This is a genomic window from Enterobacter cloacae complex sp. ECNIH7 (assembly GCF_002208095.1).
Taxonomy (GTDB): Bacteria; Pseudomonadota; Gammaproteobacteria; order Enterobacterales; family Enterobacteriaceae; genus Enterobacter; species Enterobacter cloacae_M.
This window is the reverse complement of record NZ_CP017990.1, coordinates 3640759-3656681: the sequence shown is the minus strand read 5'-3', so window position 1 is coordinate 3656681 and position 15923 is coordinate 3640759. Positions and strand designations below refer to the sequence as shown.

Below are 15923 nucleotides of genomic sequence, written 5' to 3'. Positions count from 1 at the left end.
AGGTTTTATGCAAACCGAACGTATGACCATGGCCCAGGCGCTGGTCCGGTTCCTTAATCAACAGTACGTCAGCGTGGACGGCAACGAAACGCCCTTCGTAGAGGGCGTCGCCACCATCTTTGGTCACGGCAACGTGCTGGGTATCGGCCAGGCGCTGGAGCAGGACCCCGGTCATCTGCAGATCATGCAGGGCTGCAACGAGCAGGGCATTGCCCATATGGCGACGGGATTCGCCAAACAGCACCGCCGTCAGCGCATTTTTGCCGTCACCTCCTCCGTCGGGCCGGGCGCCGCCAATATGGTCACGGCGGCGGCCACCGCCACGGCGAACCGCATCCCGCTGCTGCTGCTGCCGGGCGATATCTACGCCAGTCGCCAGCCGGACCCAGTGCTGCAGCAGATCGAGCAGTATCACGATCTCAGCATCAGTACCAACGACTGCTTCCGTCCGGTCTCCCGCTACTGGGACCGGATTAACCGCCCTGAGCAGCTGATGAGCGCCATGCTAAGCGCGATGCGAACGCTTACTGACCCCGCCAATACCGGCGCGGTGACCATCTGCCTGCCGCAGGACGTGCAGGGGGAGGCCTGGGACTACCCGCTGAGCTTCTTCGCGCGGCGCGTGCATCACATCGAACGCCGTCCGCCCGATCCGCAGCGTCTGGCGCAGGCGCGGGCGCTGATCGCCCGCAAGCGTCGTCCGCTGGTGGTGTGTGGCGGCGGCGTGCGCTATTCCGGCGCGCATGAAGCGTTTCGCGAATTTGTCGAGACGCTGCGGCTGCCGTTTGCCGAAACCCAGGCCGGAAAGGGGGCGCTGGTAAGTGACCACCCACTTAACCTGGGCGGCGTAGGAGTGACGGGGGGAATGGCCGCCAACCAGCTCGCACCGCAGGCGGATTTAGTGATTGGCGTCGGCACGCGCCTGACCGACTTTACCACCGGCTCCAAGGCGCTCTTTTCCCACCCGGACGTCGAATTCCTGCTGCTGAACGTGGCCGAGTTTGACGCCCTGAAGCTGGACGCCACCGCGCTAGTTGCCGATGCCCAAACCGGGCTCCAGGCATTGACCCACGCGCTTGGGGATTACCGCAGCGGCTGGGGAGAGGCGATAGCCGAGGTGAAGTCCGCCTGGCGCGACGAGTGCCGCCGCCTGTGGGATCGCCAGTGGCGCCCTGACGACGCGCCCGAAGTGGCGGGGCATCTGGACGCGCAGCTGGCGGAATACGGCGAGACGCTCAACACCCGCCTGACCCAGACGCGGGTGCTGGGGCTGATCAACCAGCATATTGAAGATAGCGCCGTTGTGGTGGGCGCGGCCGGTTCGCTGCCGGGGGATTTACAGCGCCTCTGGCAGGTCAAAACGCCGGACAGCTATCACCTGGAGTACGGCTACTCCTGCATGGGCTACGAGATTGCGGCGCCCATCGGCGCGAAGCTCGCCAGACCCGAACTGCCGGTGTACGCCATGGTGGGGGATGGCTCCTACATGATGCTGCACTCCGAGCTGCAAACCGCCGTTCAGGAGGGCATTAAGATCACCGTTCTGCTGTTTGATAACGCCAGCTTCGGCTGCATTAACAACCTGCAGATGGGGCACGGCATGGGCAGCTTTGGCACGGAAAACCGCCATCGCAACCCGGAAACCGGGCGGCTTGACGGGCCGCTGGTGAAGGTCGACTTTGCGCAAAACGCGGAGAGCTACGGCTGCCGAGCGTGGCGGGTGAACGATGAGCAAAGCCTGCTGGCGGCGCTTGAGGCGTCGCGGGCGCATCCGGGCCCGACGCTGCTGGACATCAAGGTATTGCCGAAGACCATGACCCACGATTACGCCTCCTGGTGGCGAACCGGTGATGCGCAGGTGGCGGCGTCGTCTGCCGTGCGTGAAGCCGCCGAGCAAACGCAGGCCCAGGTGAAAAAAGCCCGTCAGTATTAAGTTATTCCGTCGTAACGAAATTTTCATTTCATTTTCCCCTCATCCTAACCCTCTCCCCAAAGGGGAGAGGGGATGGTGTGGTGCACTCTTTTCTCCCTCGCCCCTTTGGGGAGAGGGCCGGGGTGAGGGGAGCTGCTGTATGTCCTCCCATGTTGTGAGATTGATAACAAAATTTATCTCATTCATCTCAAAAGTGTTAACCTGCACTCAAAAATATAATTTTCACTACTTATAAAAATGAAATAAATGTTTTATTTATAGGGTCGTTAGTTCACAGCATTCACCAACACCGGGAGCCGTTATGTTTAACATTGCTTTACTGGGCGCTGGCCGAATTGGCCAGGTACATGCAGCTAACATCGCCAGCCACGGCGCGACCACGCTCTGGTCCGTAGTTGACCCGAATCAGGAATTTGCCACCCGCCTCGCCACGCACTATCAGGCCCGCCAGCAGAGCCTGGATGAGGCGATGACCGACCCTAACGTTCACGCCGTGCTGATCGCCTCCGCGACCGATACCCACGCGGACCTGATTGAAATGGCCGCCCGCCACGGCAAGGCCATCTTCTGTGAAAAGCCGGTCCACCTCGACCTCGCCCGCGTGCGCGACTGCCTGAAGGTGGTCAAAGAGTACGATGTGCCGCTGTTTATCGGCTTTAACCGCCGCTTTGACCCGCAGTTCCGCCGCGTGAAAACCGACGCGCAGGCCGGGCGCATCGGCAAGCCGGAATCGCTGCTGATCGTTTCCCGCGACCCGTCCCCGCCGCCTGCGGAGTACGTGCGCGTCTCCGGCGGCATGTTCCGCGATATGACCATTCACGATTTTGACATGGCCCGCTTCATCATGGGCGAAGAGCCGGTGTCGGTGTATGCCCAGGGCAGCAACCTGGTGGATCCGGCGATTGGCGAGGCAGGCGACATCGATACCGCGTTTATCGTCCTGAAATACGCTTCCGGCGCGATGGCGACCATCGTCAACAGCCGCCGCTCCTCGTATGGCTACGACCAGCGCCTGGAGCTGCACGGCTCCGAAGGGCTGCTGTGCGCGGGCAACATTCTGGAAAACCAGGTGCAGCACTACGGCAAACAGGGCTGCACCAGCGCGCTGCCGGAACACTTCTTCCTGCAGCGCTACAAATCCGCTTACGCCGCGGAATGGGAACACTTTGTCGCGGTCCTGCGCGGCGAAGCGGTGCCTGACTGCAGCGGCGATGATGGTGAACGTGCGCTGTACCTTGCGGATAAAGCGCTGGAGTCGCTGCGCAGCCAGCGCGAGATCGTCCTCTAAACACCACAACCCTACACAGAGAGACATAATAATGAAAAAACTGATCGTAGCCGCCCTCATCGCCATGACGTCCGGGGCCGCCCTCGCCGAAAACGAGCAAATTGTTTTCAGTACGCCAAACCTGGCCATGCCGTTTGAAGTTCACATGCAGCGCACGGCGGTGAAAGCCGCAAAAGAGATGGGCGTGAAGCTTCAGGTGCTGGACGGGCAGGGCAGCTCGCCGAAGCAGGTAGCTGACCTGGAAAACGCTATCACACGCGGGGCCCAGGGCTTTATCGTCTCCCCGAACGACGTCAACGCGGTCTCCAGCGCGGTGGATGAAATTCAGGATGCGAAGCTGCCGGTGGTCACCCTTGACCGATCCGTCGACAGCCAGAAAAAAGTGCCGCACTTTGGCGCCAACAACTACAAGGGCGGCCAGGCGATTGGCGACTTCGTTAAAACCAAATTCCCTAACGGCGCGGACATCATTCTCCTCACCGGCCAGCCGGGCTCCTCCTCCAACATCGAACGTACCAAAGGGATCCGCGACAGCCTGAAGGCGGGCGGGGATAAATACAAGATCGTCGCCGATCAGACCGGCAACTGGATGCGTTCTGAAGGGATGCGCATTGTTGAAAGCGTTCTGCCTTCGCTGCCGAAACGCCCGCAGGTGATCCTCTCCGCCAACGACGATATGGCGCTGGGCGCGATTGAAGCGCTGCAGAGCCAGGGCGTGAAGCCGGGCGAAATCCTCGTGACCGGGTTTGATGCGGTGCCGGAAGCGCTGGCCCGCGTGCGCGACGGCTGGCTGGCGGTGACGGCGGATCAGCGTCCGGGCTTTGCGGTGCAGACGGCAATGAGCCAGCTGGTGGCCAACGTGCGCGAGAAGAAAGCCATCACCGGGGCCGACTACCCGCCGACGCTGATCACCAAAGAGAACCTGCAGCAGGCTGAGCGTATCGGTGAGGCCGGTAACTGATTTATCCGCAGCCGCCGCTGGCGCGGCGGCTCACTCTAAAGGAGGAGCAGACCGATGTCGCAACCCTTACTGAAAGTGACCGACCTGGCAAAAAGCTTTTCCGGCGTCTGGGCGCTGAGCAGCGCTCAGCTAACCGTCGGCAGCGGCGAAATTCACGCTCTGCTGGGGGAAAACGGGGCGGGTAAATCCACGCTGCTGAAGGCGCTCGCGGGGGCGCAGCCGCAAACCCGCGGGGAGATCTGGTTCAACGGCGAAACGCTGCCGGTGGACGACTCCCCGGTGGAGCGCCAGAACAAGGGCATTATCACCATCTATCAGGAATTCAACCTGCTGCCCAACATGACCGTCGCGGAAAACATGTTTCTCGGGCGCGAGCCGCGTAAACGTAACCTGATCGTCGACGAAAAGGCGGTAAACCAGGAGGCGCAGGTCATTCTCGACTATCTGCAGCTGAACGTTGCGCCGACCACCGCGGTCGCCCGCCTGAGCGTGGCCCAGCAGCAGATGGTGGAGATCGCCCGGGCGCTGACCCTCAACGCCAGGCTCATCATTATGGACGAACCTTCCGCCGCGCTGAGCGACAGCGAGGTGGAAAGCCTGCACCGCGTGGTGCGCGAGCTTAAAAACCGCGGCGTGAGCATTATCTATGTCACCCACCGCCTGCACGAGGTTTTCCAGCTCTGCGACCGCTTCACCGTTTTCCAGGACGGCCGTTTCACCGGCACCGGCGCGGTGGCGGAGACCAACGTCGAACAGCTGATCCGCCTGATGGTCGGGCGCGACGTGGCCTTTAATCGCCGTCCCGCCAGCGAAACGCATCATGAGGACAAACCCGTCCGCCTGGCGGTGAAGGGGCTGAGCCGCGAAAAGCCGCCGCTGGATCCGCACGGCATCGCCCTGCACGACATCAGCTTCCACGTCCACGCCGGGGAGGTCTTAGGCATTGCCGGACTGGTAGGCGCCGGGCGCACCGAGGTGGCCCGCTGCCTCTTTGGCGCAGACGCGTTTACCTCGGGCAGCTTTGAGCTGGACGGCGTGCCCTACCAGCCGCGCGACCCGCTGTATGCCCTTGACCAGGGCGTGGCGCTGGTGCCGGAAGACCGCAAAAAAGAGGGGGCGGTGCTGGGGCTGTCCATTCGCGACAACCTGTCGCTCTCCTGCCTCTCCTCGCTGCTGCAGTGGCGCTGGTTCGTGAATACCCGCAAAGAGGACGATCTGATCGAGTCCTACCGCAAGGCGCTGCAGATCAAAATGGTCAACAGCGCGCAGGAGGTGCGCAAGCTCTCCGGTGGTAACCAGCAGAAGGTGATCCTCGCGCGCTGCATGGCGCTCAACCCGCGGGTGCTGATCGTTGATGAGCCGACGCGCGGCATCGACGTGGGGACCAAATCAGAAGTGCACCAGGTGCTGTTTGACATGGCGAAAAAGGGCGTGGCGGTGATCGTGATCTCCTCCGATCTGCCTGAAGTGATGGCGGTGTCAGACCGGATCATCACCCTGAGCGAAGGGCGGGTGACCGGCGAGATCCACGGTGACGACGCTAACGAAGAACGGCTGATGACGATGATGGCCATCAACCACAACGCCCTGAACGCGGCATAACGGAGTTTCTCATGACGCAGATGATTTCTAAAACGCAGGCCCCGGTCAAACGCGCCGGACGCATCGATCCCATCGCCTTCTTCGAGCGCTTCGGGGTGCTGATTTTCATGATCCTGCTGCTGATCTTCTTCCAGTCGCAGAACAGCAACTTTTTCTCTGAACGCAATATTTTCAACATCCTGACCGAAGTCTCCATCTACGGGATCATGGCCGTGGGGATGACCTTCGTCATCCTGACCGCCGGGATTGACCTCTCCGTGGGCTCCATTCTGGCGGTCTGCGCCATGACCGCGGCGTACGTGATCAAGGGCGACAACTTCACCACCGTCGATCCGAACGCCTGGGGCGGCATGAGCTGGCTGATTGGTCTGGGGATTTGTCTGGCCATGGGCACGGCGATCGGCTTCCTGCACGGCCTGGGCGTGACCCGTCTGCGCCTGCCTCCGTTCATCGTCACCCTCGGCGGGATGACCATCTGGCGCGGCCTGACGCTGGTGATCAACGACGGCGCGCCCATCGCCGGTTTCGATCAGGGCTACCGCTGGTGGGGTCGCGGGGAGCTGCTCGGCATCTCCATTCCGATCTGGATCTTCGCCATCGTCGCCCTCGGCGGCTATCTGGCGCTGCACAAAACCCGCTGGGGCCGCTTCGTCTACGCCATCGGCGGTAACCCAGAGGCGGCGCGCCTGGCGGGGGTGAACGTCAAGCGCGTGCTGGTCAGCGTCTACGTGCTGATTGGCTGTCTGGCGGGGCTGGCGGGCTTCATCCTGAGCGCGCGTCTGGGGAGCGCCGAGGCGGTGGCCGGGATCTCCTTTGAGCTGCGCGTCATCGCCTCGGTGGTGATCGGCGGCACCTCGCTGATGGGCGGCTACGGGCGCATCGGCGGCACCATTATCGGCTCCATCATCATGGGGATTCTGATTAACGGCCTGGTGCTGATGAACGTCTCGGCCTACTACCAGCAGATTATCACCGGATTAATTATCGTTCTGGCGGTGGCATTCGATACCTATGCCAAAAGCCGTCGCGGCGCACTGTGAGGATCACGATGAAAGAGGTTCGTATTGGATTAATTGGCACCGGGTATATCGGCAAGGCGCACGCTATCGCCTACGCCCAGGCCCCGACGGTGTTCAACCTGCGCGGCAGGCTGGTGCGCGAGATGGTGGCGGAAGTCACGCCGGAGCTGGCGGCAGAGCGCGCGCGGGCGTTTGGCTTCAACCGCTCCACCGGCGACTGGCGGGCGCTGGTGGCCGACCCTGCTATTGACGTGGTGGATATTTGTTCACCCAACCACCTGCATAAGGAGATGGCGCTGGAGGCGATCCGCCACGGCAAGCACGTCTACTCGGAGAAGCCGCTGGCGCTTAACGCCCACGACGCGCGGGAGATGGTCGACGCCGCGAAGCGGGCCGGGGTGAAAACGCTGGTGGGGTTCAACTACATGAAAAACCCGACGGCGCAGCTGGCGAAGGAGATTATCGCCCGCGGCGAGATTGGCGAGGTGATCCACTTCTACGGCACCCACAACGAAGACTATATGGCCGACCCGCTCTCGCCCATTCACTGGCACTGCTTTAAAGAGACCGCCGGGCTGGGCGCGCTGGGCGACCTCGCGGCGCATATCGTCAATATGGCCCAGTACCTAGTCGGGGAGATCGAGCAGGTCTGCGGCGACCTGAAGATCGTGGTTCCGGCGCGCCCGGCGAAGGCCGGATCGTCAGAGATGATTGCCGTCGAAAACGAGGATCAGGCCCACGCGATGGTGCGCTTTGCGGGCGGCGCGCAAGGGGTTATTGAAACCTCCCGCGTTGCCTGCGGCCGCAAGATGGGGCTGTCGTACGTCATCACCGGGACGAAAGGCGCCATCAGCTTCACCCAGGAGCGCATGGCCGAGCTGAAGCTCTATCTGCATGACGAGCCGGTGAATCGTCAGGGGTTCCGGACTCTTCTCGTCGGCCCGGCGCACCCGGACTACGCCGCGTTCTGCATGGGCGCGGGCCACGGGATTGGCTTTAACGATCAAAAAACGGTGGAGGTGCGCGACCTGGTGGACGGGATTGCCGCCGACGCGCCGATGTGGCCGGACTTCGAAGAGGGCTGGAAGGTGTCGCGCGTGCTGGACGCGATCGCGCTCTCTCACCAGGAAGGCCGCTGGCTGAACGTGAACGACATTGTCTGATGAGGTATCAACGTGGAAAAGCAGTTTGATGTGATATGCATGGGCCGCGTGGCGGTAGACCTCTACAGTCAGCAGATTGGTGCCCGCCTGGAGGACGCGTCGAGCTTCGCCAAATATCTCGGCGGGTCGTCGGGCAACGTGGCGTACGGCACCGCGCGCCAGGGTTTACGTTCGTCGATGCTGGCGCGCGTCGGCGATGAACATATGGGCCGCTTCCTGCGGGAAGAGCTCAACCAGGTGGGCTGCGATACCAGCCATCTGATTACCGATAAACAACGCCTCACGGCGCTGGTGCTGCTCGGCATTAAAGACCGGGACACCTTTCCACTGATTTTTTATCGCGATAACTGCGCGGATATGGCGATTACCGCCAGCGATGTGGACGAAAGCTACATTGCCTCCGCACGTTGTCTTGCCATCACCGGGACTCACCTTTCTCATCCGCAGACCCGCGAGGCGGTGCTGACGGCGCTGGGCTACGCCCGCCGTCACGGCGTGCGCACGGTGCTGGACATCGACTACCGTCCGGTGCTATGGGGGCTCACCGCCTTAGGCGACGGGGAAACGCGCTTTATCGCCGCCGATAAGGTCACCCGCGAGCTGCAGGAGGTGCTGCACCTCTTCGACGTCATTGTCGGCACCGAAGAGGAGTTTCACATTGCGGGCGGCAGCACGGATACCCTGCAGGCGCTGGAGCAGGTGCGCGCCGTCAGTGACGCTGCGCTGGTCTGCAAACGCGGCGCACTCGGCTGCTCGGTCTATACCGACGCCATTCCGTCCCGGCTGGACGACGGCCTGACGGTGACCGGCGTGCGCGTGGAGGTGCTGAACGTTCTTGGGGCGGGGGACGCGTTTATGTCCGGCCTGCTGCGCGGCTACCTGAACGACGAGGGCTGGGAGCAGGCGTGCCGCTACGCCAACGCCTGCGGCGCGCTGGTGGTCTCGCGTCACGGCTGCGCCCCGGCGATGCCGAGCAAAATCGAGCTGGATGACTATCTTTCACGCGCCGCGATGGTGCCGCGCCCGGATCTTGACCCGCGTCTTAACCATCTCCACCGGGTGACCACCCGACGCCGCGAGTGGCCGGAGCTGTGCGTGATGGCCTTCGACCACCGCAGCCAGCTTGAGGATATGGCGATGCAGTGCGGCGCGTCGCTTAAGCGCATTCCCGCGCTGAAGCAGCTGATCCTGCAGGCCAGCCGCGAGGCGGCGAGCCGCGCCGGGCTGGAGGGCAAAGCCGGTCTGCTGTGCGACGGCACCTTTGGTCAGGACGCGCTGAACGCGATCACCGGGGAAGGGTGGTGGATTGGGCGTCCCATCGAGCTGCCGGGCTCCCGGCCGCTGGAGATGGAGCACGGCAACATCGGCACCCAGCTTATCAGCTGGCCGCAGGAGCACGTGGTGAAGTGCCTGGTCTTCTTCCACCCGGAAGATGCCCACGGCCTGCGCCTGGAGCAGGAGCAGAAAATCGCCGAGGTGTACCACGCCTGCTGCCGGTCCGGGCACGAGCTGCTGCTGGAGGTGATCCTGCCCGCCAGCATGCCGCGCAGCGACGAGCTCTACCTGCGCGCCATCTCCCGCTTCTACAACCTGGGCATTTACCCGGACTGGTGGAAGCTGCCGCCGCTCTCGGCTGACGGCTGGACGGCGCTGAGCGAGATTATCGAACGCCGCGATCCGCACTGCCGCGGGGTGGTGATCCTCGGCCTGGACGCCCCGGCGGAACAGCTGCGCGCGGACTTCAAAGCCGCAGCGGGGCAGACGCTGGTAAAAGGCTTCGCCGTGGGGCGCACGCTGTTTGGCGATGCCTCCCGCGCGTGGCTGAAGCACGATATTGACGATGCGCAGCTGGTGACGCGCATCCGGGACAACTACTTGCAGCTTATCGCCTGGTGGCGCGAGCGCGGACACGCATAATGGAGACGACAATGAGTGTGCAATTAGGCATTAACCCGCTGACCTGGACGAACGACGATCTGCCTTCTCTCGGCGCGGAAACCTCGCTGGAGACCTGTCTGAGCGAAGGGAAAGAGGCCGGTTTTGCCGGCTTCGAGCTGGGCAATAAATTCCCGCGCGAAGCGCGGCTGCTTGGCCCCATCCTGCAGCGCCATGGCCTGCAGCTGGTCTCCGGCTGGTACTCCGGTCGCCTGCTGGAGCGCAGCGTGGAGGAGGAGATAGCCGCCGTGCAGTCCCACCTGACGCTGCTGCGCGAGCTGGGGGCGAAGGTGCTGGTGTTTGCGGAAGTGAGCGGCTGCATTCACGGCGAGCAGCAGACCCCGGTGCATCTGCGCCCGCGCTTCCCGCAGGAACGCTGGAAAGAATACGGTGAAAAGCTTACCGAATTTGCCCGCTATACGCAGCAGCAGGGCGTGCAGATTGCCTACCATCACCATATGGGCACGGTGATTGAGTCCGCCGAGGACGTGGACAACCTGATGATCCACACCGGGGAGGCGGTCGGACTGCTGCTGGATACCGGCCATCTCACCTTTGCCGGGGCCGATCCGCTGGCGGTGGCGCAGCGCTGGGCGTCGCGCATCAACCACGTTCACTGTAAAGACGTGCGCGCCGACGTGCTGGCGGACGTGAAAAACCGCAAAACCAGCTTCCTCGATGCGGTGCTGAGCGGCGTGTTTACCGTGCCGGGCGACGGCTGCGTCGATTACCCGCCGATTATGCGGCTGTTGAAGGCGCAGGATTATCACGGCTGGCTGGTGGTCGAGGCCGAGCAGGATCCGGCGATTGCCCATCCGCTGACCTACGCCCGTCTGGGGTATAACAACCTGAGCTGTCTGGCCCGCGACGCCGGACTGATTTAAGGAGGGAACATGTCACGTCTGTTATCACGCTGGCAGCAGCCGAACGCGGAGGGGCGCACCCAGTCTGTTACGCCGGAAAGCGCGGGGTGGGGCTACGTCGGCTTTGAGGCGTATGAGCTGCAGGAGGGGCAGACGCTGACGCTGCCCGCCGTCAGCGAAGAGCGCTGCCTGGTGCTGGTTGCCGGGCGGGCCTCCATCAGCACGCCTTCCGCGCAGTTTAACGATATCGGCGAGCGGATGAGCCCGTTCGAGCGCATCAAGCCCTGGGCGGTGTACGTCACCCCGCAGGAGACGGTGCAGGTGAAGGCGCTGACGACGCTGGAGCTGGCGGTCTGCGCCGCGCCGGGCAAGGGCACCTATCCGACGCGGCTGATTGCCCCGCAGGATATCGACGGTGAAGCGCGCGGCAAAGGCCACAACCAGCGCTACGTGCACAACATTTTGCCGGAAGACAGGCCCGCCGATAGCCTGCTGGTGGTGGAGGTGTGGACCAACGAGGGCTGCACCAGCTCGTACCCGAGCCACAAGCATGACACGGATAACCCGCCTCAGGAGACCTACCTGGAGGAGACCTACTATCATCGCCTTAACCCGGAGCAGGGGTTCTGCATGCAGCGCGTCTACACCGATGACAGAACGCTGGATGAGTGTATGGCGGTCTATAACCGTGACGTGGTGATGGTGCCGAAGGGCTACCACCCGGTGGCGACGATGGCCGGGTATGACAGCTACTATCTCAACGTGATGGCCGGCCCGGTGCGCAAATGGATGTTCACCTGGGAAGAGGACCACGCGTGGATTAATCGGGATTATCCCGCGGACAGCGGTGGCTAGCGCGGGTTAGCCACCAGAACACCAGCGCCAGCAGGCTGACCGAGGCGCCAAGCAGGCAGACGCCCGGCCAGCCGGCACAGGCATACGCCATCGTTGTGCCGAGCGCGCCGAGTCCGCTGCCGACGGCATAAAACAGCATGTAAAGCCCGACCAGCCGGCTGTGCGCCTCGGGACGGGTGCGGAAAATCATGCTCTGATTAGTGACGTGCAGCGCCTGACCGCCCAAATCGAGCAGTATGATGCCGATAAGCAAGATCCCGAGTGAACGGTCCATCAGCGACAAGGGCCACCAGGCTAACAGTAAGATACTCAGCGCCGCCGCGCTGGTGCGTTGGGCATATCCCCGATCGGCCCAGCGTCCTGCCCGGCCAGCCGCCAGCGCGCCCACCGCGCCAGCCAGCCCAAACGCGCCAATCGCTGTATGCGAAAAGTTAAACGGCGGTGCGCTCAGCGGCAGCACCAGCGCGCTCCAGAAAATGTTGAACGATGCAAACATCAGCAGCGCCAGCACGCCGCGTATCTGCAGCACTTTTTCCTGCCGCAGCAGCGTGAGCATTGAGCCAATCAGGCGCGGATAGCTCATCGTGGCAGTGACGGCTGGCAGGGCGGGGAGTCGCCACCACAGAGGTAACGCAATCATAAGCATCAGCGCGGCAGCACAAAGATAAACCCCGCGCCAGCCCGCGATATCGCTGATGCCACCGGCAAAGACGCGAGCGAGCAGCAAACCTGTGAACACGCCGCCCTGTGCCGCGCCGACAACGCGCCCCTGTTCATGGGGCGACGCGGCGCTGGCGGCGTAGGCGATCAGCCCCTGCGTCATGGCCGTGCCCAGCATACCGGTCGCAAGCATACCGATAAGCAGCGCTGAAGAGGACTGTGCCATGCTGACGGAAACCAGCGCCACCACCAGAGCAATCAGCTGTACTGCCATGAGTCGTCGACGATCCACTTTGTCACCCAGAGGAACGACAAGCAAAAGAGCCAGCGCGCAGCCAATTTGTGTCGCGGTCACCACGCCACCCACGGCCGCATGGCTGATGCCGAAATCGTTCGCCAGCGCGTCAAGCAAAGGCTGGGCGTAATAGACGTTTGCCACGCTTAGGCCGCTGGCGGTGGCGAACAGCCAGACCATGCTGCGCGGCATGTCGGCTGAAGGAAGGGCTGACGTCAGTGACATATTCAAAATCCTCGCCTGTGATAACCTGGTTTTAAAATGAAACTGGTTGAATGCTAGGCTAAGCAGTTTTAAAATGCAACTAGTTATAGGTTGGCCTTTGCGAGGAAAACAGGTGATGTCCCGAAATACGGTAAAAGAGGAATATTGTCCCGTTGCCCGCAGCGTTGACCTTCTCGGGGATCGCTGGTCGCTTCTTATTGTGCGTAATGCGTTTGACGGCATGACGCGCTTTGGGGATTTTCAGCGCAGCCTTGGGGTGGCGCGCAACATCCTTTCTGACCGGCTTCGCAAGCTGGTTGAGGCGGAAATCCTGACGTTACAGGGAGCATCGGACGGCACGGCTTATCAGGAATATGTTCTGACCGACAAAGGCGAACGTCTTTTCCCCGTGATCGTGGCGCTGCGTCAGTGGGGAGAGCAAAATCTGTTTGCGCAGGGCGAGCGTCACTCGCTGCTGGTCGACAGGCGGACGGGCAGGCCGGTTCCCTTTATGGCGCCAGCAGCGCATGACGGCACTGCGCTGCTGCCGGTGGATACGGAAGTGCAGAAGATCGAATGAGTCACTCCGGTTAATTACCGCCTATCGCCTGCTCAATCGTCCGGGCAACGATCTGCGGCTGGCTGACCATCGACACGTGGCTTGCCGCCACCTCGGCGGTTTTCGCATGGATCGTCTTCGCCATTGCCCGTTCAAGATCGGGGTTGATCATACGGTCATTCTTGCTGACCACATACCAGCTCGGTTTATCATGCCACGCCGCGTGGGCGACCTTTTCACCAAACGCCTCGGCCTTAATCGGCCCCTGCGTGGCTGCAATCGTATCTTGAATGGCTGGCTTCACGTCAGGCGCGAAGTCCTTTCTGACGGCTCCTGTCGGCAGGTATAAATAGCCGTCCGCCGATTTAGCAATGCCCGCGCTGCCCGGCGGTGCAGGGTAGCTTCCTGCCAGATCCGCCGTCGACTGGCCGGAATCCGGCGCGAACGCCGCCACGTACACCAGCGATTTTACCCGCGCATCGTTGCCCGCCTCGCTAATCACGGTACCTCCCCAGGAGTGGCCCACCAGCACCACGTCACCCTCGGCGCGGGCGATGGCCCGCCGCGTGGCCGCAACGTCATCCTTAAGCGACGTGAGCGGGAGCTGGACGGCAATGACCTCGGCGTGCTGTTTCTGCAGCAGGGTAATCACCTTATTCCAGCTGCTGCCGTCGGCAAACGCGCCGTGGACCAGCACCACGCTGGTTTTACTCTGTGCAAAGGCGCTGGCGGAAAGCGCCAGCAGGCCTGCCGTCACTACAGACAGTGCTTTCATCTTCAGACTCCTTAAAAATGGTGGACCGCCGCGTGGGGCGGGACGGTGAATTCAACGGTTTTGTGGTCGAGCGGCTTGTGCGTCGGGTCGGCCAGAATAATTGTCACCTTGTGTTTACCGGCGGGCAGCCCCACCAGGATCACCGGCTCTCCGCTGGCGTCAGCCCAGTGCCACGGCGCGTCATCCACCACCACGTGAATGTGCCCGATGCGCGGGGTAACCTTGAGCGCTTCGGGGCCGAATACCGGCTCGATGCGCAGGTTTTCGGCACGGTACTGAATAAAAACCGCGCCTTTGCTCAGCGGCCCGGCAAGCGGGGGATCGACTATCAGCTTTGCGGGCGGCTGCGGCTGCGCCAGCGGCGCAACGGCGGCGGGGCCGTTCACGTCCGCGGCGCTCAGGCTGTCCAGCGGTGTGGCCCGGGCATGGGCTACAGATGCCAGGACAAGCAGGGGGATAAGTGCATAACGACGAATCATGGGTTCTCTCCTCATCGGTTCTGAATGGCGACAGGGAAAGAAAACCATTTTTATGTATCGGAGATATTTGCCGGAGGCGGCGTTTTGTACCCGTTTGTCAGCGTGGCGCTCTGGATACAGTGCGATACAGTTTGCCTGCCTGGACGGCGCACAATCGCTATCGCCAGCCCGGCAATCACCAGCGTCAGCCCCGTTGAAACCCACATTGCACCCGCGATCCCCAGGGTTTTATTCAGCCACGCATAGGCAAACGGTGAGGCTGCCGCCATTAGCTGGCCTGGGATCAGCAGCATCCCCGTGCGGCGGGCATAGCTTTCGGTGCTAAACAGCTCCAGCGGCAGGGTGGCTTTTACGATGGTGACCAGCCCGTTGATGGCGCCGTAGCCCAGCACAAAACCGGCTGCACACCACGCAAACAGGGCGCTGCTCATCCCCAGAAGAAAGCAGAGCGGCATGGCGAGCGCGGTAAAAAGCGTCAGTTTGAAGGGGGTTAAGCGGGCACCCGCCAGCACTTCCAGCGAGCGGGCGCCCGTCTGGCCGATCCCCCACAGCATGCCGATGGCGACCGGCAGGCCAAAGTGGGCAATAAACTCCGGCAGATGGGTGGATGTGCCGTTAGAGACAAAGGTGATGAGGGCAATGAAGGCGGCATAAAGCCAGGCGTTATGCCGCTCGTTGTTCAGCGGCGGCGCAGTGACCTTTGTCGTCACCGTCAGCCTTTGCCGGGGAAGCGTTCGAATCAGCATCGCGCTCAGCAGGCCGAAAAGAGCATAGACGCGCAGCGCCTCCTGCCAGCTCATGACCTGAAGCAGGGCATCACCCAGCGGCCAGAAAACGGCGGAGGCCAGCCCGCCCGCCAGCGTGACGCGTGAGATCGTTCTTCGCGCCTGCTGCCCGTAGAGGTTTACCAGAGCGGCGAACAGCGCGTCGTACAGCGACAGGCGCATCCCTGTGCCGCCGATAAGCCAGGCGCAGTACCAGCCAAAAAGCGTCTGGGTATACGCCATCCCTGCGCAGCCTGCGGCGATCAGCAACGTGCCGCTCATCACCACTTTCTGACCGCCAAAGCGTGCCAGCAGGCGGGCGACAAACGGAGAAACCGCCGCCATCACCAGCATCGCCAGCGTCAGGCCGAGGTAAATCTGCGGTGATGACCATCCCCGGTCGGCTGAAATCGCCATTGCAAAGGTGCCGGGCATATAAAACGAGATCCCCCAGTTGATAAGCTGATTACATCCCGCCGTGAGGGCGAGGCGGCGTGGCAGGGCGGGTGTTTCCATTGTTTTTCATTCCGTTATGCAGTTGTCCTGAGCATAACTCGCGCGCTATTGT

The 15923-nt window shown here is 62.5% G+C and carries 14 protein-coding genes; 10 read left to right on the top strand and 4 right to left on the bottom strand.

Annotated features, from left to right (window positions below):
- Nucleotides 1–7 precede the first annotated feature (7 nt).
- The 9 genes from iolD to iolB all read left to right on the top strand — a co-directional run bounded on the left by iolD (nucleotide 8) and on the right by iolB (nucleotide 11619).
- Nucleotides 8–1933, top strand: coding sequence for a 3D-(3,5/4)-trihydroxycyclohexane-1,2-dione acylhydrolase (decyclizing) (gene iolD, locus WM95_RS17950; RefSeq protein ID WP_088544911.1), 1926 nt, complete (start codon nucleotides 8–10; stop codon nucleotides 1931–1933).
- 301 nt (nucleotides 1934–2234) lie between these two features.
- Nucleotides 2235–3221: an inositol 2-dehydrogenase gene (gene iolG, locus WM95_RS17945; RefSeq protein WP_063408290.1), complete on the top strand. Its 987-nt coding sequence runs from the start codon at nucleotides 2235–2237 to the stop codon at nucleotides 3219–3221.
- 31 nt (nucleotides 3222–3252) lie between these two features.
- Nucleotides 3253–4182: a sugar ABC transporter substrate-binding protein gene (locus WM95_RS17940; protein WP_023308788.1), complete on the top strand. Its 930-nt coding sequence runs from the start codon at nucleotides 3253–3255 to the stop codon at nucleotides 4180–4182.
- Between the two features lie 54 nt (nucleotides 4183–4236).
- Nucleotides 4237–5784, top strand: coding sequence for a sugar ABC transporter ATP-binding protein (locus WM95_RS17935; RefSeq protein ID WP_088544910.1), 1548 nt, complete (start codon nucleotides 4237–4239; stop codon nucleotides 5782–5784).
- Between the two features lie 11 nt (nucleotides 5785–5795).
- Nucleotides 5796–6824, top strand: coding sequence for an ABC transporter permease (locus WM95_RS17930; RefSeq protein ID WP_008502116.1), 1029 nt, complete (start codon nucleotides 5796–5798; stop codon nucleotides 6822–6824).
- An 8-nt stretch (nucleotides 6825–6832) separates the two neighbouring features.
- The gene (locus tag WM95_RS17925) at nucleotides 6833–7966 is read left to right on the top strand and encodes a Gfo/Idh/MocA family protein (protein WP_063408292.1); all 1134 of its coding nucleotides are present in this window, start codon (nucleotides 6833–6835) and stop codon (nucleotides 7964–7966) included.
- A 12-nt stretch (nucleotides 7967–7978) separates the two neighbouring features.
- A complete protein-coding gene (locus WM95_RS17920) occupies nucleotides 7979–9883 on the top strand; it encodes a bifunctional 5-dehydro-2-deoxygluconokinase/5-dehydro-2-deoxyphosphogluconate aldolase (RefSeq protein WP_063408293.1) in 1905 nt (634 codons plus the stop codon).
- 11 nt (nucleotides 9884–9894) lie between these two features.
- Complete coding sequence (gene iolE, locus WM95_RS17915; protein WP_063408294.1) at nucleotides 9895–10785, top strand: myo-inosose-2 dehydratase; 891 nt, start codon at nucleotides 9895–9897, stop codon at nucleotides 10783–10785.
- Nucleotides 10786–10794: 9 nt separating this feature from the next.
- The gene (iolB, locus tag WM95_RS17910; RefSeq protein ID WP_023308782.1) at nucleotides 10795–11619 is read left to right on the top strand and encodes a 5-deoxy-glucuronate isomerase; all 825 of its coding nucleotides are present in this window, start codon (nucleotides 10795–10797) and stop codon (nucleotides 11617–11619) included.
- Here the strand turns inward: iolB and WM95_RS17905 are convergent.
- Nucleotides 11585–12799 carry an MFS transporter gene (locus WM95_RS17905; RefSeq protein WP_063408295.1) on the bottom strand — a complete coding sequence of 405 codons (1215 nt, stop codon included), beginning with the start codon at nucleotides 12797–12799 and terminating at the stop codon, nucleotides 11585–11587. The two genes, iolB and WM95_RS17905, sit on opposite strands and share 35 nt — an antisense overlap.
- 115 nt (nucleotides 12800–12914) lie before the next feature.
- Here WM95_RS17905 and WM95_RS17900 point away from each other — a divergent pair, with 115 nt between their 5' ends.
- Nucleotides 12915–13358, top strand: a complete 444-nt coding sequence (locus tag WM95_RS17900) for a winged helix-turn-helix transcriptional regulator (protein ID WP_023308780.1) — start codon at nucleotides 12915–12917, stop codon at nucleotides 13356–13358.
- Nucleotides 13359–13368: 10 nt separating this feature from the next.
- On the opposite strand, the gene WM95_RS17895 is transcribed toward WM95_RS17900, so the two are convergent.
- From WM95_RS17895 to WM95_RS17885, 3 genes are read right to left on the bottom strand one after another with little or no spacing between them, the layout of a single operon-like run.
- On the bottom strand, nucleotides 13369–14112 hold the full coding sequence (locus WM95_RS17895; RefSeq protein ID WP_063408296.1) for an alpha/beta fold hydrolase: 744 nt from the start codon (nucleotides 14110–14112) through the stop codon (nucleotides 13369–13371).
- 11 nt (nucleotides 14113–14123) lie between these two features.
- Nucleotides 14124–14591 carry a DUF6130 family protein gene (locus WM95_RS17890; RefSeq protein WP_023308778.1) on the bottom strand — a complete coding sequence of 156 codons (468 nt, stop codon included), beginning with the start codon at nucleotides 14589–14591 and terminating at the stop codon, nucleotides 14124–14126.
- Nucleotides 14592–14641: 50 nt separating this feature from the next.
- Nucleotides 14642–15871 carry an MFS transporter gene (locus WM95_RS17885; protein WP_063408297.1) on the bottom strand — a complete coding sequence of 410 codons (1230 nt, stop codon included), beginning with the start codon at nucleotides 15869–15871 and terminating at the stop codon, nucleotides 14642–14644.
- Nucleotides 15872–15923 lie beyond the last annotated feature (52 nt).

Excerpts from the sequence above, each read along its gene's own strand:
- WM95_RS17895 (WP_063408296.1), bottom strand. The coding sequence starts at position 14,112 with ATGAAAGCACTGTCTGTAGTGACGGCAGGCCTGCTGGCGCTTTCCGCC.
- WM95_RS17940 (WP_023308788.1), top strand. The coding sequence starts at position 3,253 with ATGAAAAAACTGATCGTAGCCGCCCTCATCGCCATGACGTCCGGGGCC.
- WM95_RS17885 (WP_063408297.1), bottom strand. The coding sequence starts at position 15,871 with ATGGAAACACCCGCCCTGCCACGCCGCCTCGCCCTCACGGCGGGATGT.
- WM95_RS17900 (WP_023308780.1), top strand. The coding sequence starts at position 12,915 with ATGTCCCGAAATACGGTAAAAGAGGAATATTGTCCCGTTGCCCGCAGC.
- WM95_RS17935 (WP_088544910.1), top strand. The coding sequence starts at position 4,237 with ATGTCGCAACCCTTACTGAAAGTGACCGACCTGGCAAAAAGCTTTTCC.
- WM95_RS17890 (WP_023308778.1), bottom strand. The coding sequence starts at position 14,591 with ATGATTCGTCGTTATGCACTTATCCCCCTGCTTGTCCTGGCATCTGTA.
- iolG (WP_063408290.1), top strand. The coding sequence starts at position 2,235 with ATGTTTAACATTGCTTTACTGGGCGCTGGCCGAATTGGCCAGGTACAT.
- WM95_RS17925 (WP_063408292.1), top strand. The coding sequence starts at position 6,833 with ATGAAAGAGGTTCGTATTGGATTAATTGGCACCGGGTATATCGGCAAG.
- WM95_RS17905 (WP_063408295.1), bottom strand. The coding sequence starts at position 12,799 with ATGTCACTGACGTCAGCCCTTCCTTCAGCCGACATGCCGCGCAGCATG.
- iolB (WP_023308782.1), top strand. The coding sequence starts at position 10,795 with ATGTCACGTCTGTTATCACGCTGGCAGCAGCCGAACGCGGAGGGGCGC.
- iolE (WP_063408294.1), top strand. The coding sequence starts at position 9,895 with ATGAGTGTGCAATTAGGCATTAACCCGCTGACCTGGACGAACGACGAT.
- iolD (WP_088544911.1), top strand. The coding sequence starts at position 8 with ATGCAAACCGAACGTATGACCATGGCCCAGGCGCTGGTCCGGTTCCTT.
- WM95_RS17930 (WP_008502116.1), top strand. The coding sequence starts at position 5,796 with ATGACGCAGATGATTTCTAAAACGCAGGCCCCGGTCAAACGCGCCGGA.